Here is an 18,668-nt window from a genome sequence, read left to right on the forward strand (position 1 = left end):
CCGGCCGAGCAGCTGGCCCGAGGCGGCTCAAGTTCTGCTCAAAGCGGCGGCGCGTGCTGCGGTGGTCGGCGCACACTGACTGGCGGGACCACACACACGAGGGGGAACGCCTTGAAGACTTTGCTCAGCCGAGCCTCGGCCATCGTGCGGGACACCGTCTCCGGCCGTCGGCGTCTCAGGACGTACGACCACCCGGAGGCGCACCGCCACCGGCACAACCGCGACGCCGGCCTTGCCCACGACTACATCCCGACGGCGCCGCAGATACCCATCGGCGGGTCCGGCATGTGAACAGAGCGCTGAGCTGGGCCAGCTGAGCGGGTGCGGGCTCACCAGGCCGCTTCGGTACGCGATGACGACGAGCTGGGCGCGGGTGGCGGGGGCGGGGCTCGCAGGTCGCGCCGGTCACTCCGGAGGGTCGACCCGCGTGGGGAGTTGCTGCCAGCAGCGGTGGACGTGCTGCTCAGCCTCCCGCACGACCGAGGCGGCAGCGTCGGCCGGGAAGGCGGCCGTAGCGGGTGCGGTCTCGTCGCCGGAGGACGTGCTGCGGTCGAGCACCGGACCACGGCTGCTGTGGTGCAGGACGGCCGCCCTGGCGACGAGGACCGCGGCGATGACTGCCGCGGCGGTCAGCGCGGCGGCGGCGTGCTGGTCGGACATGGCGGTGAGGCGTCCTTCGCGTGAGTACTGGTCAGCGGGTGGGAGGGCCGGTGTCGGTGTCGTACCGGCCCTCCCCACGTGCTCGTGCCGTCAGCCGGGCCGGGTTCCGAGCGGGCGGCGGGAGGCGCCGGCCCGGTCATCGCCGGTGCTCAGCCCTTGGAGCGGCGGCAGGCCAACCACGTCACGACGGCCACGCCCGCCGCGGCCAGCAGCAGCTTCCGGTTGTTCCGCGCCAGCTGCGCTCCCTGAGCCGTCTTCTGCCGCACCGGCTCGGGTGCCTTCTCCTCCCACAGCTGACCGGCCTGGGCCGCCTTCGCGCGGGCCTGCTCGGCGGCTTGGGCGGCACCGTCCTTGACCGGGTCGGGCAGCCGGTCCTGCGCCTGGTGCGCCAGGTCGGCGGCCTTCGCCTTCAGTTCGGCGGCCTTCAGGGCGGCTTGCTCCTTCAGCTCGCCGGCCATCGCGGCGGCCTGCTCCTTGACCTCGGCGGCCTTCTCCTGGGCACGTGCCTTGACGTCGGTCTTCGCGGCGAGCGCCTCGACCGTCTCCCCGAGCTCGGACCGGGTCTGTTCGACCTGCTCGCGCAGTTCCTCGGGGCTCGTGGCGGTGGGCTCGTCGTGCGGCGGCTGGGTCATCGGTGCGCACTCTCCTTGATCTCGGCCACGTCGGCCTTCACGTTCTCGATCGTCTGCTCGGGCGTGGGCGGCGCGGCCTGGTCGACCTGCTTCTTTCCGCTTATGGCCATCATCGCGGCGATCACACCCAGCACCGCTGTGACGATCAGCGCCGCTGCCCACACCGGCAGCGGCACCGCGAGCGCGGCGATCACGGTGGCGACCAGCGCCTGCAGCATCAGGAAGCCGACGACACCGGCGCCGCCGAAGAGGCCGCCGCCCTTGCCGTAACGCTTGCCCTTCTCTTTCATCTCCGCCTGCGCCAGCCGCAGTTCGCCCCGCACCAGTTCGGTCAACTGCTGCGAGGCCCGCTGCACCAGCTCGCTGACCGGTTCCTCACCGGATCCGGCGTGGTGCGGCTGTGTGCTCGACACGTCGGTCACCTCCCGTTCCTGAGTCCGTATCGGCCGGGCCGCACCCTGCGCCCGGCCATCCGACGAGCGCGCGAGTACCCCGAACAGGCGAGTTAAGGTCGATCGACGTGGCTTGCCTGCACCCCGCCGGGATCACGCGCGTCGTATCCGGCCCGCGCCGACCGCTAGAGCCCCTGGCGGAGGATCAGCCGGGGGGCGTGACGAGCGAGCCAGGCGCCGGCCAGGCCGATGACGGCGCCGGTTGCCACGTCGCTGGGGTAGTGGGCGCCGCTCTGCACGCGTTCGAGCGCCACCAACGCGGCCGGCAGGGCGCACACCGCGCCGGCGGCCGGCCACACCGCCGCCACGGCGGCGGTGAAGGCCACCGCGGCGGCGGTGTGGCCGGAAGGGAAGGAGGAGGAGTCGGGCCGGTCGTCCACCTCGTCGTGGGGGAACCACTCCTTCGGCGGCCGGGGCCGGTCGGCCAGCTGCTTGCACAGGCCGTTCGAGATCAACTGGGCCACGGCCAGGGCGGCCAGGCCACCGGCCGCCGCCCTGCGGCCGCGCCACCCGCCCAGCCAGGCCATCGCGGCGGCCGAGCCGCACCACAGCTTCGTGCTCTCCGCGGCCTCCTCCACAGCCGACAGCACCTTGCCGGCACCGGGCGGAACGCGCCAGGCCACCTGTTCACTCAGCGACCGGTCAACGTCACGCAACACTGCAAGAACCCTCATGGGAGGCGGATATCCCGCAGGTCGACGCCCACACCCAAGATCGTCAGGCGGCCGGTCACTCCTCGCCCAGGCGACGCCGGTCCTCCTCGTCCCACGTCCGGGTGTCGCGGGGCTGGGTGTACGGCTCGGTGTCGGGCGGCAGGCCGCCCGCGATGGCCCGCTGGCGTACGGTCTCGGCGTCGAACTCCAGGCCGAGCAGGATGGCCAGGTTGGTGATCCACAGCCAGACCAGGAAGACGATGACGCCGGCCATGGTGCCGTAGGTCTTGTTGTAGGAGGCGAAGTTGGCCACGTAGAAGGCGAACCCCGCGGAGGCGATCATCCAGATCAGCAGGGCCAGGAAGCTGCCCGGGGTGATCCAGCGGAAGCCCTTCACCTTCGCGTTGGGGCTCGCCCAGTACAGGATCGCGATCATGATCGTGACCAGGAGCACGAGGACGGGCCACTTGGCGATCGACCACACCGTCAGTGCCGTGTCCCCGACCCCCAGCGCGGTCCCGGCCCGGCGGGCCAGGCCGCCGGTGAACACCACGATCAGCGCGCTGACCACGGCCAGGACCATCAGCACGACCGTCACGCCGACCCGCACCGGAAGGATCTTCCACACCGGGCGGCCCTCCGGCATGTCGTAGACGGCGTTGGCCGCGCGGATGAACGCCGCCACGTAACCGGAGGCGGACCACACGGCCAGGACGATGCCGACGATGGCCATGATCGAGCCGACGCCGGCGCTGCTCTGCAACTGCTCCACGGCCCGGGTGATGATGTCCCGGGCCGAGCCGGGAGCGAGTTTCCTGATGTTGGCCAGCACCGCGTCGGTCGCCGACTTGCCGGTGATACCCAGCAGCGACACGAGCACCAGGAGCGCCGGGAACAGCGACAGCACGCCGTAGTACGTCAGCGCCGCCGCACGATCGGTCAGCTCGTCGTCCTTGAACTCGCGCAGCGCCCCCTTGAACACGGCGCCCCACGCCCGCTTGGGCAGCTTGGTCGGCGTGTCCGGTGCCCGGCGTTCCACTTCCGGCCCGGGCCCGGCCTCCTCGGGTGCCGCCTCGTCGCGTGCCGGCGCCTCGCGCGCCTCAGCCTCGCGTGCCTGCGCCTCGTCGACACCGTCGTGTGCTTTTCGCCCTGGAAGATGCAGCTTCGCCATACGCGCCGGGTAACCCCTCACGGCCCCGTCTACGCCTGCGCGGGGAGATCGGCCACCGCACCGGCGGCCCGCTCAGCCCTCCCCCGGTGCTGTCAGACCGTACGTGCTCGCGTCGACCGGGGAGAGCGCAGGCGTACAGATGACGATCGCGGGTACGCGCGGGCGTATGAACGGGGTGGCGAAGGCGGTGGGCATGAAGGCAGTGGGGATGCAGTCGGTCCTTCTCGGCGAACAGGGCGGCATGGACCCGGAGCAGGAGTCGTGGCGGATGTCGGCCGCGCTCGACGGCGACGGCACGTGCATCGCCGAGGCGCGCCATCTCGCGGCCGGCTTTCTCACCCGGCTGCGGGCCGACCACGGCATCCTCGTGCCGTCACGGGCGATGGACCTCACGCAGCTGGTGGTCAGCGAACTGGTCACGAACGCCCGCAAGTACGCGCCCGGCCCGGTGCTGCTCGACCTGCGCGTCACCGACGAGGTGATCGAGGTGGCGGTCTGGGACAGCGATCCGGTGCTGCCGGTGGCCCGGGCCGCCGACCCCGGCCGGGTGGGCCAGCACGGACTGGAGATCGTGATGGCGGTCGTCCAGGGCTTCGAGGCGCAGCGGGAGCCGGTCGGCAAACGCATCACCGCCCGCATCGCCCTCTTCGACGACCCCCACGGGAGTACGGCCCGCCGCCGGCCCTGAGGGGCGAAGCCGGCGTGCGGCGGCCGCCGGCACCAGGACGGGAAGAAGCTGAGCTCCCCGAGTCGGGACTCGGGGAGCTCGGCGGGGCTGGCTTCCCAACCCCGCACGGGGCGGGTAGCCCCGGTGTCGGCTTTTATACCGACGCGATCAGGCCACGTCGCGGTACGGCACTGACTGCTCAGCCGGATCACTCGGCTTACTCGTGCTGTGGACCAGTCGGAGATGACGGCCACGGGCGTGACGTGCCACCCGCGGGCCGCCCTGCAACCAGCCCTCGATGCGGTCCATTCCGTACAACAGCAGGCCCAGTACGGGCAGCAATAACACGGCGACGGCGAACACAGCGACAGATCCCTCCAGCCGGCAACTCCCCACCGGGTTTCCAGCAAGCTCCCGGCCAGCGGCCCGCCTGTGTGAAGGTCTGGTGACCAACCGGGGTGCGGACGGTTCACCACGACAGACCTTTGCACTCCCCCAAGCATGGATCGCGCCGGTGGAAGCATCCGTAGGGCATGGAGTGCGTGATCTATCAAGAGCGGACGGGCGAGTACGAGCAGATCGACTACCGGCAGGCGGACGCGGGATGCCAGGCCACCCTGGACCGCCTGGCGGTGCTGAAACCGGACGAGTTCGCCTGGATCCGCATGGACGAACCCCGCCAGGAGGAGCTGCAGCGGCTGGGCGAGTACCTCGACCTGCATCCTCTGGCGATCGAGGACGCGGTCCAGGCCCATCAGCGGCCCAAGCAGGAGCGCTACGGCGACGTCCTCGCGGTCGCCGTGAAGACGGTCTGGTTCGTCGAGCGGAGCGCGGACGTGGAAACCGGCGAGGTGATGGTCTTCCTCGGGCCGTCCTTCGCGCTGACCGTGCGGCACGGAGCGGACGATCCCACGGTGGAGGCGGCGCGCCGGCTCGCCGATCAGCCGGACATGACCCGGCTCGGACCGGTCAGCGTCCTGCACGCGGTGACCGACGTGATCGTCGACGCGTACGCCGAGGCCGCCGCCCAGGTGCGCACGGACCTGACGGAACTGGAACGGTGCGTCTTCTCGCCCGCCCGCGACGACCTCACCGAGCAGATCTACTCGCTCAAACGCGAGGTGGTGGAGTTCCGCGACGCCGTCCAGCCCCTCGTCCCCGTCATGCAGCCCTTCACCACGGCCCGGGACGACTGGCCGCGGCAGGTCCTGCCGTACTTCCGTGACGTGACGGACCACCTCACCCGCACCGACACCGAAGTCCGCGCCCTGGACGACCTGCTCGCCTCCGTCCTCGACGCCCATCTCGCCAAGGTGGGCACCTGGCAGAACGACGACATGCGCCGCATCAGCGCCTGGGCGGCCATCTGCGCCATCCCCACCATGGTCGCCGGCATCTACGGCATGAACTTCTCCCACATGCCCGAACTGGACTGGCGTTACGGCTACCCGTGCGCGCTCGCCGTGATGGCCCTCGGCGCGGGACTGCTGTACCGGGCCTTCCGCCGCAACGGCTGGCTGTGACGGGCGGGTCGGCGCGCGCGGACGGTCCCGGGGCCGGCGGACGCACGGCGACGGGAGCGCTTCGGCGCCGACGGGTGCTGCTCCGGGCGCTCAGGCAGGCCGTCCGGTGAAGAAGTCCGCAAGGGAGGACACGAGCGCTTCCGGAGCCTCTTCGGCCACGTGGTGGCCGGAGTCGATGCCGTGGCCCCGTACGTCCGGCGCCCACTGACGCCAGATCCGCACCGGGTCCCCGTAGAGGTCCTCTAGGTCGTCCCGGAGCGACCAGAGGATCAGCGCCGGGCACCGGATCCGTACCCCGGCGGCACGATCGTCCTCCTCGTGCCGCCGGTCGACGGTGAGGCCGGCCCGGTAGTCCTCCAGCATCGCCCGCACCACGTCGGGGTTCCTCGTGGCCGCACGCCACTCGTCGTAGTTCTCCCGTCCCATGGTCCGAGGATCGCCGCGGTACCAGCTGTCAGGGTCGGCGTTGATGACTCGCTCGGGGATGTCCGGCTGGGCGAAGAAGAACCAGTGCCACCACTGCGTGGCGAACTCGGTCGTGATGCGGGACAGGTGCTCGGTGAGCGGCAGGCAGTCGATCAGCGCCACCCGCGAGACCGCGTCGGGGTGATCGAGCGTGAGACGCAGCGCGACGCTGCCCCCGCGGTCGTGCCCCGCGAGTGCGAACCGGGCATGGCCGAGGGAGCGCATGACCTCGACCACGTCACCGGCGACAGCCCGCTTGGAGTATCCGGCGTGGTCCGCGGTGGGTGCCGGGCCGGTGGACCGGCCGTACCCCCGGAGATCGGGACACACGACGGTGAAACCGCGCCGGACGAGGAGCGGGGCGACGCGATGCCAGGTCGCGGATGTCCGGGGGTGGCCGTGCAGCAGCACCACCGGCGGCCCCTCCCCGCCGTGGCGGACGAGAATCGACGCGTCATCGGTCTGAACCCGCCTGGTCTCGAAACCCTCGAACACGTCTGGAATCTCCCGTCACTGCTCGTCGAGGGATGCCTGCCGGGCGAGGAACTCCTCGAACGCAGCCCTCTGCTTCGGATCCATGAACCCTTGGCGGACACCGCGGGCCTTCTCCTGGAGCCAGTGCGCCTCGTCGGGGTCCAAAAGCTCGGCGACCACCACGCCTTCGCGCGCAACCGCCGTACGCCCTCCCACGCGACGGCGAAAGAGCGTGAAGGGGCCGAATTCCGCCGGGTGGGCCAGCTCCTGCTCCTCCGCCACCGCCGGGTCCTCTTCCCCGGCGGCACCCGCCGGACAGGCGGTGGGGGCCCAGTGCTCCCAGAGCGCCAGCGTGGCCGCGGGTACGAGCACCGCTCGTTCCGCCTCTTCCTGCCTCTGCCCGTCCCACACGATCGTGAGGGTGACGGGCTCGCCGACCGCCTCGGCCAGGCCGAGCACCCTCTCCATCTCATCGTTGATCGGGTAATCCACCACTACGTCGATCCGAATGCCCATGGAGCCCGAGGCTACTGGCCGCCTCCGACATGCACCGGTCACGTGCGGCTAGTCCCCGTGCTTCTTCCGGGACTTCTTCTCATGCGCCTTTTCGGCCTTCCGGGACGTGTCGGCTCGCTTGCCGGCGGCGTGCGCCCCCTTCTTGCCGTGCGATGCCGTCCGGGACGTTCCCGCGACCTGTGAGGCCGGGACCGTGGTGCTGCGTACCACTGCGTCGACGGCCGGTTCCCGGTTCCGGACCGCGTGGGCGGGGCTGGTCGTCGGATCGGGACGGGCGGCAGGACGCCGTCCGGCGGCGACGTCACGGCCGGCGGGCTCGGCAGGAGCAGATTCCGCCTCCCCACCGGGAGTTGACGCGTCTGGTGTGCCTGCCTTCACGGAGGGGCTGGACGCCGCCCGTGTCGCTTCCTGGTGCGGAGGTCCGTCGGATACGGCGAGAGTGGCGGCGACGGCGGCCGCCACCGCGGCGGCCGTACCGACGACCAGGTGGCGTCCGCGGGCGGATGCGGCCTTGGGTACGGCCGTGCCGGCGGTGTGCGGCGCGTACGGGTGCGTGAGGTCGCCCCGCGCCGGCGCCTGCCTGGGGACCAGGCTCGTGACCTCGGCCGGGGGTTGGGCGGGCCCGGGGCCGACGGTGGCGGCCAGGGCGGTCAGGGCCCGGGCGCAGTCGTCGGCCGATGGGCGGTCCTGCGCGTCCATGGCGGTCATGTCCGCCAGCAGGGCCGCGAACTCCTCCGGCAGGGAGTCGGGCAGTTCGGGCCGCCGGTGGAGCCGCGCGATCGCGGCCTCCAAGGGCACACCGTCGTACTCGAGTCGGCCCGTGACGCATTCGAGGAGCACCAAGCCGAGGGCGTAGACATCGGCGGGCGGGCCGACGGGCTGGCCGAGCACCTGCTCGGGAGACAGGTAGGCGGCCGTGCCGATGAGTGAGCCGGTGGCGGTGTGGGTGGTGGCGTCCAGCAGCCGGGATATCCCGAAGTCGGTCAGGTGGGGGCGGCCGGACGCGTCCAGGATGATGTTCGAGGGTTTCACGTCGCGGTGGACGATCCCTGCGTCGTGAGCGTGGGCCAGGGCACGTGCGAGTCCGGCTCCGAGGGCCGCGGCCTCTCCGGGCGCCAGGGGACGCGCGGCGATGCGGGCCTTCAGCGTGGGGCCGTCGATCAGCTCCATCACGAGATAGGCACGTCCGTCGTGCCGGCCGGCGTCGTAGACGGTGACCAGCCCGGGGTGCCGCAACCGGGCGAGGATCACCGCCTCGTTGTGGAAGCCGTCCTCCCTGTCGCCCTCGGCACCGACGCGGAAGACCTTGACGGCCACCGGCCGTTGCAGACGCAGGTCGAAGCCGCGGTGGACATCGCCGGCGCCTCCCGATCCGACGACCGTGTCCAGGCGGTACCGCCCGCCCAGCACGTGTGCGGAACACCGGAACGGCGCCAGAGCCGACTGGCGGAGCCTCATGTCATCTCCCACTGCTTCCCCAAGTGCTGCCCACTGGTGCGCCGACAGAAGGGCGCCGCACACGCGTACCCGTGAGCTGCCGGAGTACCCCGATCACCGCAGGTCTGATGCCTTCACCGCCGCGGCTGCACGGGCGTCCGCCGGCCAGTGCGCCGAGGCGGCTGCCCCGAAGGGCAACCGCCTCGTCCCGCTACGCTCGCATGGTCGGCCGCGGACGACGTTCCGAGCCCGCGGCCCCTTCTGCCCCTGCCGCCGACCCTCAGGTGCCTCGGGACGGCGGCGGCTCATCCTGCCGTCCCGTGCAGCAGTTCCTCCACCTGGCGGACCCGCCACTCCTCGACCGTCGTCTGCTGTCGCCGGGCCCGTTCGAGCAGCGCGTCGAGCCGGGCCGGATCCAGGCGTTCTTCCGTCTCGCTGAGCCGGCGCAGGGTCTGCCAAACGGCCGCCTTCCCCTCGATCCCCAGCCGCAGCGCTTCCAGATCCACCAGGACGCCGAGCGGGGAGCGGCGTACCAGGCGGCCGTTCGGCTTCAGCCGTCCGGCCTTCTCGCCCGCCCATCCCGCGCACACCTTGTAGCGGCGCACGGGGACGCCGAGGTCCCGCATGATGCCGATCAGCGTCGTCCGGTCCTGGGCGATCTCTGCCGCGACGGGCTCCAGTGCGCGCCCGAGCGCGGAACCCCGGGAGCCGCGCACCAGATGGGCGGCGCGTTCGGTGCCGGCGGTGGCGCCGGCGAGATGGTCGTTCAGATAGATGCCGAGCAGCTTCACGTCGACACCTAGCCCGGTGTCGTGACGCCGGCGCGCGCCGGACTTCGGAGGGGCGGTCATCTGCGGTCTCCTTCGGTTGCCGGGGTTCCTCGCGGGTGAGCGGGTACGGATACCGCGGTACCCGGAGTGCCGCCCGGCATCACACCGAAATCAGTCGAGGACGAGCCAGGGTCCCCGGGGTCGACTCACGAGCCGTTGCTGAGGCTCGCGGTCACGGCGGTCAGGCGGTCCATCGCGTGCGCCACGCCGAGCCCGTCCATGTAGTCGCGGACATGCACGATCCGGCCGTTCCGGACCCGGATCACGAGAAGGCCGGGGAAGCTGAAGGACCGGCCGGTCGTGGTCACGGTGCCGGAGACGATCTGCTCGACGACGATCACCTCCGGGTCGGTGCTTCCGTGCACGGCGACTTCGTGGATCTCCTTCGGCTGCGCCGGGCTCGCGCCCCAGGCCGCTCGGTAGCCCGCGCGCACTTCTTCGCGTCCCTGGTAGCGCTCAGGCATCCCGGGGAAGAGGAAGGGAAACTCGTGCACGGCATCGACCGCGTACAGATCGGCCAGGTCGTCCGCGGACTTGTCGAGCATCGCCTGCCGGTAGCGGGCCAGGATCTCCCGGGGGCCGAGGTCGGCCGGGGTTGTGTCCGGCATGGCTGTTGGACTCCGTTCGGTCGACGTGCGGACGGCATTCGAGCGCTGGGCCACGGGACAAGGCCCGGTTGTGACACCCGACTTGGAGATCCCGTGGACCGCACTCTATGCGAAGATCGACGAGGACTTCGGAGACTTTCGCCGGCACCCGGTGCCGACGGCTCACGGGTTCTGCTCGTCCTCGACGAACGCGGTGATCAGGCCGTGGGGTGCGTCGTCGCCGAAGAGAAGCTCGTGGAGCCGGGTGCCGTCGGCGGCGGCCGCGGTGCTGCGGGGGAACATGGCCTGCTCGTACTCGGCGAGGGCGGCTTCCACGTTGTCGGGATGCGCGGCGAGGGCCTTGCCGAGTTCCGCGCCGTCGTACATGGCCAGGTTGGCACCCTCGCCGTTCGGGGCCGAGAGGTGCGCGGCGTCGCCGAGCAGGGTCACGCCCGGTACCCGGTCCCACCGGTGCTCGGCCGGCAGAGCGTGGAGGGGGCGCAGGACGGGCGCGGTGTCGCTGTCGGTGATCAGCGCGGTGAGCTCCGGCGCCCATCCGTCGAACTCCTGCGCGATCCGTGCGGTGGCCGCGTCGGCATCGGTGAAGTCGACGGCGGCGAACCAGTCCTGCGGCTTACGCAGCGCCAGGTAGGTGTGCAGGGTGCCGCCCCTCTCCCGGTGAGCCTGGATGCCCTTGCCCGGCGCGAGCGCGAGCAGCGAGCCGCCGCCGGCCGCTTTCGCCGCGGCCGGGTGCCGGGTGTCGACGTCGAACAGGTAGGTCTCCACGAACGACGTGCCGGTGTACGCGGGTGTGGCGGCGGACAGCAGTGGCCGAACCCGTGACCACGCGCCGTCCGCGCCGACCAACAGGTTCGTGACGACGGTGCCCCCGTCGGCGAAGGTCACCTCGTGGCGGCCCTCGCCGAGCGCACGGGCACCGGTGACCTTGCGGCCCCACCGGACGGTGCCGGCCGGGAGCGAGTCGAGCAGGATCTGTCGCAGCTCGGCGCGCTGCACCTCGGGACGTCCTCCCGTGCCGTCGTCGGGTTGGTCGAACAGGACGGTCCCGTCCCGGTCGAGGATCCGCATCTGCTGGCGGCCCTCCAGGACGAGGCTGCGGAACTCGTCGTACAGGCCCGCTTCCTGCAGTGCCGGCTGGCCGTCGTGCTCGTGGATGTCGAGCATCCCGCCCTGCGCGCGGGCGGTCGACGAGGCATCCGCTTCGTAGACCGTGGCCGGTATGCCGTGGACGTGGAGGACGCGGGCGAGAGTCAGTCCCCCGAGCCCGGCGCCGATGATCGTGACGTCAGTGGTCATGGTGCTTCCCTGTGTGTCGTACGCCTGCCGGATGGGCACCCGGCGGGATCACCCAGAAAGCTCCCTCCCCCGGCCGACAAGCCGCCGACACCGGGGCGACACCTCCCGACAGGCGACCGACACGGCGGCGACGGAGAGGACACAGGGCACGATCTTCAACCGCCGTGCACACCAGGCCTGTCCCGTACGTCGGCCAGGTGCTGTGCGTCACCGATGCGGTGGGCGATGGTGAGCCAGAGACGTGCGGTGGAGCCGCGTCTCGGGTCGAGTTCGTCGGGTAGTCGGCGTCCGGTCTCCGTGGCCAGTGTCATCGGGTCGGCCGCCTGGGCCCGCCAGCCGTGTTCCGCCAGCCACCGGTGCGGATCCTCCATGCTCGACTTGCGGGTGATCCCCAGTGCCGCGCGGCGCCGGGCCATGTCCTGCATGAACGGGAGCCGGTGCAGTGCCGCGTTGCCGTGTTCCGCCGCCAACCTGCAGCCGCGGCCGGACAGTTCGGTGATGCTCGCCAGCAGCCGGTCGAGTCCGGCGCGGTCCAGATACATCAGCAGCCCCTCGGCCAGCCAGGCGGTGGCGAGCACCGGGTCGAAGCCGGTCTCGATCAGCGCGGGGGCCCAGGCGGTGGTGAGATCCACCGGGACGGATTCGCGGCCGCACCTGGGGTGTGCCCGCTCTGTGGCGAGCACGTGGTTCTTGAAGGCGAGCACCTCGCCGCCGTCGAGTTCGAACATCCTCGTCGCGGGCGGCCAGTCCAGCCGGAAGGCCCGGGTGTCCAGTCCCGCGCCGAGCAGGACCACCTGCCGGCAGCCCGACCGTGCCGCGGCCAGGAGCTGCCGGTCGAACCACCAGGTGCGCACGGAGAGGAACCTGCGGAGTGCGTCGCTGACGGCTCCGTTCTCCGGCTGGCGCGCTGGAGGCCGCGGGACGGGGCCGTGGTCGGCCGCGGGACGGGACCGTGGTCGGCCGCGGCGCGGAGGAAGGCTTCGGCCAGTGGGTCGGCGAACAGTCGATCCGTGCGGCTGGTTTCGCAGTTCCGTTCGGCGGCCAGTCCCAGGGCGGTCCGCCCCATGGCCGGCAGCGGGGGGATGGTGGTCACCGCCCGGCTGGCCCGTGACCCTGATCACCGGGGCCAACAACGGCCTCGGCCACGAGACCGCCCGCCGTCTGGTCGCCGCGGGCCACACCGTCTGGCTGGGGGCGCGCAGCGTCGAGCGGGGTACGGCCGCCGCGGCCGAGCTGGGAGCCCGGTTCGTGCAGCTCGATCGCGGTCAACATGCTCACCGTGCAGTTCGCCAAGGCGTTCCCGCGGATGAGGATCAACGCCGTGGAGGCCGGTTACACCGCGACGGACCTGAACCGGCACCAGGGCGTGCAGACCGTCGAGCAAGGCGCCGAGATCGTCGTCCGGATGGCGCAACTCGGGCCGGACGGCCCGACCGGCGGCTACTTCGACCAAGCGGACCGGCTTCCCTGGTAGGGGTCGCTTCCCTGGCAGCGGTCGTACGTCGGCGGGGGCCCGGGATCACCCGGGCCCCCCGGTGGCGCATGGTCAGTAGCCGCGGGGAGGCCGGTTGGGGTCGAACTGCTGGACTTTCTTGGCGAGGTTGGAACCGTCGATGGCGACGCCGTACCTGTTGCGGACGTACCGCATCGCGGCGGCGATGCATGCCACGGGGTCGTAGATGTTCACCGAGGTACCGGGAGCGTGACGCAGGGCGAAGGTCTGTGGGATGCACTGCACGATGCCCCGGGAGCACTGGAAGGGCGTGAGCGCGCCGTTCAGCCTGACGATCCGCCCGTCGCGCAGATAGCCGTCCCCGAAGTCCTTGACCTTGCTGAAGCCGGGAGGCGTCTTGGCGTTGCTGTCCCACGTGTTGCAGGCGTTGGGGTTGCCGGACGACTCGCGTGCGACGGCCGTCTTGAAGCCCTTCACCCAGTAGCGGCTCGCCTGGACTCCGGCCGCCGTGCACGCCTGAGCGATCCAGTCCTCCAGCTTTCCCTGGGGCACGTACCGGTGGAAGGTCACCTGCTTCGGGTCGAGCTGGCCCATGGCCTCGACGCCGGTGCCATCCGTCGATCCGTCGACCGGGAAACCGGTGTGCACCCGGAACAGCCCGGCCATCTCCCCGAGTTCGGTGAGCGACTGCACGCCGGGTGTCCCGGCGGCGTCACTGCCGGAGAAGTGCAGCACCGTACGACGGAACTCGTCGTAGAGGTCCTGGGTGGCGGCCTCGAAGATCCCGCGTTCATCGGCCACGACCGTGTGCATGACCCTCTCCAGCGCCTCCTGCACCCGAGCCACGTCGGCCTTCGGGCCGGCCTTTCCGTCCGGCTGCTCCTGCTCTTCCTCGGCACTGTGCGTCGAGGCCCAGACCACCTGGTTGAAGCTGATCCAGGGCTGCTCCGCGGCCGGGGACGAACCCGCTCTGACGTTGAACAGCTCTGACTGCTTGGCCAGTTCGACCAGCTCCCGCGTACTGGGAACGCCGTGGCCGTCCGCCTCGCCGTAGCCCAGCTTCTCCTTGCGGAAGCGCTCGAAGAGCTCCTGTGTCTCCGCTTCGAACATGGAGTGCGGGTCGTCCGGGGCGACGCCCAGGACCTTCTCCAACGCATGCTGTACGTGGGCGACGTCGTCTGCCGTGGGGCCGGAGCCGTTCCCCACGGTCTGCTCCGCGGCCGTGGGGTGGGTGGCCGCCCAGGTGAGCTGGTACGAGGACACCCACGGCAGCGCCTCTTCGGCCTCTGCCACGGGCAGGGGTTCGGCCTCACGGGACGAGGCGGCGGCCATATAGGTGTATCCGGGCTTGTTCTTCAGACCCGGGTCGGCCGTGACGATGCCCTCCGCGAATTTCGGCAGCCCGTAACCGTAGAGATTGCTGCCCCGGCGGGCACGCTTCTTCCGGTACACCCCGTCGCCCTCGGACGAACCGTTGGCGTTGGTGTTCCCCTCGATGGTGTACGCGTAATCCGCGTCGTACTTGTAGACGATTCCGACGTGTTCACCTCCGCCGTGGCCGAAGAACACCATCGCCCCGATGGCGGGATAGAACGAGAACCTGCCGCGGCTCTTGTACCAGTTGACCGCAGTCGGGCAGGAGGCGGTCACGGGTGCCAGGCTCTTCAGGCCGGCCTGCTGGAAGGCCCAGGACTGAAAGGTCTGACACCATGCCTGGTTCTGCGACCACTCCAGCCCGGGAACGGCGGGGGAAAACTTCTGGTGGTTGTTGTAGTGGCCGTTCGAGAAACCTTCGTGGTATCCCACTTCGGCCTTCTCCACGGCGATGAGGGTGTCCGTCTGACTCATCGTGTTCTATCTCCCTTCCCGCAGTCTGCGGGCCCAGAGAACGAGGGAACACGAAGGCGCACGAAGGAAGGAAAGGAACGCCAGGGGAATTCGGCCACCGGTTGACTGGGCTCGCGCGGCCGCTGTGTTCATGCTATCGCCGGTGGCGGGGTCCCGCATCCGACCGACATCTGGCGCGACCCGGCCGGCGCCGCAGCGGTGAGGGCGGCCAACGACGGCGACGAGACCGTACCGACCGTCGTCGTGCAGGCCGACCGCACACCGACCCAGTGCAACTGACGGGCGCTGCACCCCAACCGGATGCGCAGTCGCAGACAGTACTTGCAGCCGGGGCGCCAGTAGACGATCGGCCGGCCGTCGACCGCGCTGAGGTGCTGTTCCTCCGACGCCCCGAGCGACTTCGGGACGACCAGCGGCGAGTTCGGGCCTGCGAGCAGTACGAACACCAGCGGCAGCGCTGCGGCTGCGTCGAGGGTCCCGCTGGACAGCAATGCCGTCGCAACGACTGCGCCGCACGGCACCAGCAGCACCGGCAAGATCCAAGCGCGCGTCATGAGGCCGAAGTCAGGTGGCGGTGGGCCATGCCCGCAGCAGGACGGCGATCCTGCCGGCGGTGCAGGTGGGGTCAAGGAGCAGGTCCTTGAGGGCGATGGCGTCCTCGCGGGCGGGCTTGACGGGAATCCCCGCGGCTTCGAGGTACATCACGCCGGTGGCGGCGGCGACGGCGAGGTTGGAGCGCTCCAGCCAGCGGCATCGGCCGAGCGTGTGCACCAGGGCGGCGGCTTTGGCGTAGGGGCCGTCGTAGACCGGCTGCTCGAACAGCTCGGCCCGGTGGCGGGCGACCGCGCAGACGGGAACGCCGTAGTCCTCGGGGGCTGGGTCGTTCGCGCCGGCGGCCTCGGCGACCTGCAGGATCCAGGGGACGTCGATGTGCAGTTCCATCAGGCCGCGCGCGTTCCCGGAGGCGTCTGCTGGGCCTGTTCGGCCTCGTCGAAGATCGCCTGGTGGTCGGCCAGGAACCGGGCGGCCGCGTCCACCGCGCGGGCGCGCAGGCCACTGGCGTCATCCTGCACGAGCCGGGCGAGGTAGTCGCCGATGCTCAGTCCGAGGTCGGCGGCGCGCTTCTTCGCGAGTTCCGCGATGTCCTCGTCCACGCGCGCGCCCAGCTGTGTCTTCGCCATACCGGCATGGTAACAGCTGTTACCAAGCATGCACCCGCATCCCCGGTCAGACGTCGGGCGTGCCGGGGCGTGTGGCCGGTTCGGGGTCGCTGACGTGGGCGGCGAGGGCGGCTTCGAGGCGTTCCAGGACGGCGACGGTCTCGCCGCGTTCGGCGTCGGTGAGGCCGCCGGCGACGTAGTCCTCAAGGCGGGCCCAGAGGTCTTCGACCTGTTGGCGCAGGGCCTGGCTGGCGGCGGTGGGCTCGACCAGGACGGAGCGCTTGTCGCTGGTGGAGCGCACGCGGCGCACGAAGCCGGCCTTCTCCAGGCGCTGGATGGTGCGGGTCATGGTGGCGGCGTCGGCGCCGACGTGCCGGGCCAGGTCGGTCTGGCGCATCCGGCCGCGGTCCCACAGCTGCATCATGACCAGCTCCTGGGCCGGGTGCAGACCGACCTCGCGCAGCAGTTGGCCGGCGAGCATGCGGTGCAGGCGGGCCACCCGGAAGATCGTATGGCTGATCGGTCCGCGGCGTGCGGCCTCGGGGAGTTCCCCGGTCTCGGGGACCTGGGGCGTTGCCTCGGATTCCATGGTGCTGCCTTCTGCTTTCTCCCGTGCGGCCGTCCCTGCCGGGGCGGGCCGCGGGGGCCGGCACCGGGGCCGGCTCCCGCGGGCAAGCCCTCGGGTCCGCCTCCTGAGAGCACAGGGTATGTGCTGCTCAGGTGCGGCATGCCGGGTGGGCTCGGGTCCGTCGCGGAACCGTCAGGCGCGGGCTTCCGCCAGCGTGGGGTAGTCGGTGTACCCCTTCTCGGCGCCGCCGTAGAAGGTGGCGGGGTCGGGGGTGTTGAACGGTCCGCCCTTGGCCAGGCGTGCGGGCAGGTCGGGGTTGGCGAGGAAGAGGGCGCCGTAGGCGAGCAGGTCGGCGGTGCCGTTCTCGACGAGTTCCAGCTCGGCCGGTCCGGTGGGCTGCCGGCCGGTGAAGGGGTTGAGGATGAAGGTCGTCGGCCATGCCTTGCGCAGGCGGAGCGTCAGGTCGCGTACGCCCGGAGCCTCCATCTGGTGCAGGTAGGCGAGGTTCAGCGGGGCGAGGGCCTCGACCAGGGCGGTGTAGGTGGCCTCGGTGTCGGCGATGTCGGACTCGTCGATGTCGTTGAACGGGTTGCCCGGGGAGAGACGGAAGCCGACCTTGTCCGCGCCGACGGCCTCGGCGACGGCCCTGGCGGTCTCCACGGCGAAGCGGATGCGCTTCTCGACGCTGCCGCCCCACTCGTCGGTGCGCCGGTTGCTGTTGGGGGCGAGGAACTGGTGGATGAGGTACCCGTTGGCGCCGTGCAGCTCGACTCCGTCGAAACCGGCCTCGATCGCGTTGCGGGCGGCGGTGGCGAAGTCCGCGACGGTGTCCCGGACTTCCGCGTCGGTCAGTTCGTGCGGGGTGACGAAGTCCTGGGGGCCTTCGTGGGTGTACACCTGCCCGGCTGCCGCGACGGCGGAGGGGCCGACGGGCTGCAGACCCGTCAGCGCGGGGTGTCCGACCCGTCCGGTGTGCATGATCTGCAGGTAGATCACGCCACCCTGGGCATGCACGGCGTCGGTCACCTTCCGCCAGGCGGCGACCTGCTCGGCGGTGTGGATACCGGGGGTGTCGGGGTAGCCCTGGCCGACCCTGGAGGGCTGGACGCCCTCGGTGACGATCAGCCCGGCGGAGGCGCGCTGCGCGTAGTAGTCCGCCATCAGCGGCATGGGGCTCTGGCCCGGGCCGTAGGCGCGGCTTCGGGTCATCGGCGCCATGACCAGACGGTTGGCCAGGCGCTTGCCGCCCAGCTCGTAGGGCTCGAATACCTTCGACATCGTCATCTCTTCTCTCGGGGGAGGAGTGGGCTGCACGGGGAGTCCGCGAGTCATTACTTGTCCGAACAGGTAATTCGGCGCGCCTCTTCCCCGAGGAAGAGTGGCCTGCGTCACATAGCAAGCGACGGTCGGTGAAAATAGGGGGATTGAGCAACAGGACGAGCGCCGTCGAGGCCGCCTCCACCAGTCTCTTGCTCGAACAATCTCCAGGCTGGGAACCGGTCGCAGCCGTGCTGCCAGCCATCAGCGCAGCGACCGCGAGAAGGCTTCAATAGGGCAGTTGCCGGCTCCGGCGCCCTGGTCGGCGAGGGAGGCGTCGACGCGGGTGACGCCGTGCTCGACGGCGACCAGGGAGTTGGCGACACCCAGGCCGAGGTTGTGGTGGGCGTGGATGCCCAGTTCCGTGTCGGGGGGGCAGCACGTCGCGGTAGGCGCGCAGGCGGTCGCGGACGCCGTCCACACCTGACGGCCTACGGCATCGCGGGCACCGGCGGGCTCTTCGGGCAGCGGGAGATCAACGGTGACGCCGTCGCCCTGGTGGCGCTGTCCGGACTGCACGCGCACCTGGTCCGCGAGGCGGCGAACCAGTTGGCGGCCAGGAGCACGGCGTGAGCCCGCCGCACCCACGGTGCGAGCAAACCGCCCGACGGCTGGGCGAGGCGGAACGCCTCAGGGCAGCCTGACCGCCGGATCCACGTGCGCGGTCACGAGGTCGGTCTCACCTCTGCCCCGAGGTCTGCTTCCGTCGGTGTGACCGGCTCGTCGCGACCAGGCTCGCGAACCGCCTCCCCGACCCCGCCCTCGGCCCTCTCCCCCGGTCTTCCAGAGGCCCGTGCGCCACCGCCACGCCGAAGCACTCTTCCCCCCGCTTACCCCCCGGGGCGCCCGCGCGGCAACCCGGCCCACCGCCGCGCCTCTGGTCTTCACACCCGGACAGGTTTCTCCTCCTCCCCGCTCTCCCCCCAGCCGAAGGCTGG

The 18,668-nt window shown here is 71.2% G+C and carries 21 protein-coding genes and 2 pseudogenes; 4 read left to right on the top strand and 19 right to left on the bottom strand.

The features are described from left to right. The first annotated feature begins 111 nt into the window (after positions 1-111). On the top strand, positions 112-291 hold the full coding sequence (locus ABZ923_RS01170; protein ID WP_361465094.1) for a hypothetical protein: 180 nt from the start codon (positions 112-114) through the stop codon (positions 289-291). A gap of 114 nt (positions 292-405) precedes the next feature. Here ABZ923_RS01170 and ABZ923_RS01175 read toward each other — a convergent pair whose 3' ends face one another. The 5 genes from ABZ923_RS01175 to ABZ923_RS01195 form a co-directional block, all read right to left on the bottom strand. Continuing rightward, positions 406-660, bottom strand: coding sequence for a hypothetical protein (locus ABZ923_RS01175; protein WP_361465097.1), 255 nt, complete (start codon positions 658-660; stop codon positions 406-408). Between the two features lie 149 nt (positions 661-809). Continuing rightward, the gene (locus tag ABZ923_RS01180; protein WP_361465100.1) at positions 810-1,292 is read right to left on the bottom strand and encodes a DUF3618 domain-containing protein; all 483 of its coding nucleotides are present in this window, start codon (positions 1,290-1,292) and stop codon (positions 810-812) included. Then, entirely contained in the window at positions 1,289-1,714 is a 426-nt protein-coding gene (locus ABZ923_RS01185; protein ID WP_361465103.1) for a phage holin family protein, read from the bottom strand. The genes ABZ923_RS01180 and ABZ923_RS01185 overlap by 4 nt, the downstream gene beginning before the upstream one ends. Positions 1,715-1,869: 155 nt before the next feature. After that, complete coding sequence (locus tag ABZ923_RS01190) at positions 1,870-2,418, bottom strand: phosphatase PAP2 family protein (protein WP_361465105.1); 549 nt, start codon at positions 2,416-2,418, stop codon at positions 1,870-1,872. A gap of 55 nt (positions 2,419-2,473) precedes the next feature. Beyond that, positions 2,474-3,568, bottom strand: coding sequence for a YihY/virulence factor BrkB family protein (locus ABZ923_RS01195; protein WP_361465108.1), 1,095 nt, complete (start codon positions 3,566-3,568; stop codon positions 2,474-2,476). 241 nt (positions 3,569-3,809) lie between these two features. Between ABZ923_RS01195 and ABZ923_RS01200 the strand changes: the two genes are divergently transcribed. Together ABZ923_RS01200 and ABZ923_RS01205 are read left to right on the top strand one after the other, a co-directional pair. Then, complete coding sequence (locus ABZ923_RS01200; RefSeq protein WP_361465260.1) at positions 3,810-4,256, top strand: ATP-binding protein; 447 nt, start codon at positions 3,810-3,812, stop codon at positions 4,254-4,256. 512 nt (positions 4,257-4,768) lie between these two features. After that, a complete protein-coding gene (locus tag ABZ923_RS01205) occupies positions 4,769-5,758 on the top strand; it encodes a magnesium and cobalt transport protein CorA (RefSeq protein WP_361465111.1) in 990 nt (329 codons plus the stop codon). A gap of 90 nt (positions 5,759-5,848) precedes the next feature. Here the strand turns inward: ABZ923_RS01205 and ABZ923_RS01210 are convergent, their stop codons facing one another. The 7 genes from ABZ923_RS01210 to ABZ923_RS01240 all read right to left on the bottom strand — a co-directional run bounded on the left by ABZ923_RS01210 (position 5,849) and on the right by ABZ923_RS01240 (position 12,565). Beyond that, positions 5,849-6,718, bottom strand: coding sequence for an alpha/beta hydrolase (locus tag ABZ923_RS01210; RefSeq protein ID WP_361465113.1), 870 nt, complete (start codon positions 6,716-6,718; stop codon positions 5,849-5,851). A gap of 15 nt (positions 6,719-6,733) precedes the next feature. Next, positions 6,734-7,213 carry a hypothetical protein gene (locus ABZ923_RS01215; RefSeq protein ID WP_361465116.1) on the bottom strand — a complete coding sequence of 160 codons (480 nt, stop codon included), beginning with the start codon at positions 7,211-7,213 and terminating at the stop codon, positions 6,734-6,736. Positions 7,214-7,261: 48 nt separating this feature from the next. Beyond that, positions 7,262-8,671, bottom strand: a complete 1,410-nt coding sequence (locus tag ABZ923_RS01220) for a protein kinase (RefSeq protein WP_361465119.1) — start codon at positions 8,669-8,671, stop codon at positions 7,262-7,264. Between the two features lie 284 nt (positions 8,672-8,955). Next, a complete protein-coding gene (locus ABZ923_RS01225) occupies positions 8,956-9,501 on the bottom strand; it encodes a hypothetical protein (protein ID WP_361465122.1) in 546 nt (181 codons plus the stop codon). A gap of 125 nt (positions 9,502-9,626) precedes the next feature. After that, positions 9,627-10,088, bottom strand: a complete 462-nt coding sequence (locus ABZ923_RS01230) for a nuclear transport factor 2 family protein (RefSeq protein WP_361465125.1) — start codon at positions 10,086-10,088, stop codon at positions 9,627-9,629. 162 nt (positions 10,089-10,250) lie between these two features. Next, on the bottom strand, positions 10,251-11,384 hold the full coding sequence (locus ABZ923_RS01235) for an NAD(P)/FAD-dependent oxidoreductase (RefSeq protein ID WP_361465128.1): 1,134 nt from the start codon (positions 11,382-11,384) through the stop codon (positions 10,251-10,253). 155 nt (positions 11,385-11,539) lie between these two features. Then, positions 11,540-12,565: an SAM-dependent methyltransferase gene (locus tag ABZ923_RS01240; RefSeq protein WP_361465130.1), complete on the bottom strand. Its 1,026-nt coding sequence runs from the start codon at positions 12,563-12,565 to the stop codon at positions 11,540-11,542. Between ABZ923_RS01240 and ABZ923_RS01245 the strand changes: the two are divergent. Beyond that, positions 12,492-12,858, top strand: a pseudogene (locus ABZ923_RS01245) (SDR family NAD(P)-dependent oxidoreductase). The gene ABZ923_RS01240 and the pseudogene ABZ923_RS01245 sit on opposite strands and share 74 nt — an antisense overlap. 72 nt (positions 12,859-12,930) lie before the next feature. On the opposite strand, the gene ABZ923_RS01250 reads toward ABZ923_RS01245, so the two are convergent. The 7 genes and pseudogenes from ABZ923_RS01250 to ABZ923_RS01280 all read right to left on the bottom strand — a co-directional run. After that, the gene (locus tag ABZ923_RS01250; protein WP_361465132.1) at positions 12,931-14,685 is read right to left on the bottom strand and encodes a CHAP domain-containing protein; all 1,755 of its coding nucleotides are present in this window, start codon (positions 14,683-14,685) and stop codon (positions 12,931-12,933) included. Positions 14,686-14,813: 128 nt separating this feature from the next. Continuing rightward, the gene (locus ABZ923_RS01255; protein WP_361465135.1) at positions 14,814-15,239 is read right to left on the bottom strand and encodes a hypothetical protein; all 426 of its coding nucleotides are present in this window, start codon (positions 15,237-15,239) and stop codon (positions 14,814-14,816) included. 10 nt (positions 15,240-15,249) lie between these two features. Continuing rightward, positions 15,250-15,627 (bottom strand): fic family toxin-antitoxin system, toxin component, encoded by a 378-nt coding sequence (locus tag ABZ923_RS01260; protein WP_361465138.1) that lies wholly within the window; start codon positions 15,625-15,627, stop codon positions 15,250-15,252. Beyond that, the gene (locus ABZ923_RS01265; RefSeq protein WP_361465141.1) at positions 15,627-15,866 is read right to left on the bottom strand and encodes a hypothetical protein; all 240 of its coding nucleotides are present in this window, start codon (positions 15,864-15,866) and stop codon (positions 15,627-15,629) included. The genes ABZ923_RS01260 and ABZ923_RS01265 overlap by 1 nt, the downstream gene beginning before the upstream one ends. 46 nt (positions 15,867-15,912) lie before the next feature. Further along, positions 15,913-16,434, bottom strand: coding sequence for a MarR family transcriptional regulator (locus tag ABZ923_RS01270; protein ID WP_361465144.1), 522 nt, complete (start codon positions 16,432-16,434; stop codon positions 15,913-15,915). Between the two features lie 171 nt (positions 16,435-16,605). After that, entirely contained in the window at positions 16,606-17,691 is a 1,086-nt protein-coding gene (locus ABZ923_RS01275; protein ID WP_361465146.1) for an alkene reductase, read from the bottom strand. A gap of 212 nt (positions 17,692-17,903) precedes the next feature. Then, positions 17,904-18,151 (bottom strand): annotated as a pseudogene (locus tag ABZ923_RS01280) (4-hydroxy-2-oxovalerate aldolase); the annotation flags it as partial. Positions 18,152-18,668 lie beyond the last annotated feature (517 nt).

The sequence above is a fragment of the Streptomyces sp. NPDC046881 genome (assembly GCF_040645015.1).
In the GTDB taxonomy this organism is placed as follows: domain Bacteria; phylum Actinomycetota; class Actinomycetes; order Streptomycetales; family Streptomycetaceae; genus Streptomyces.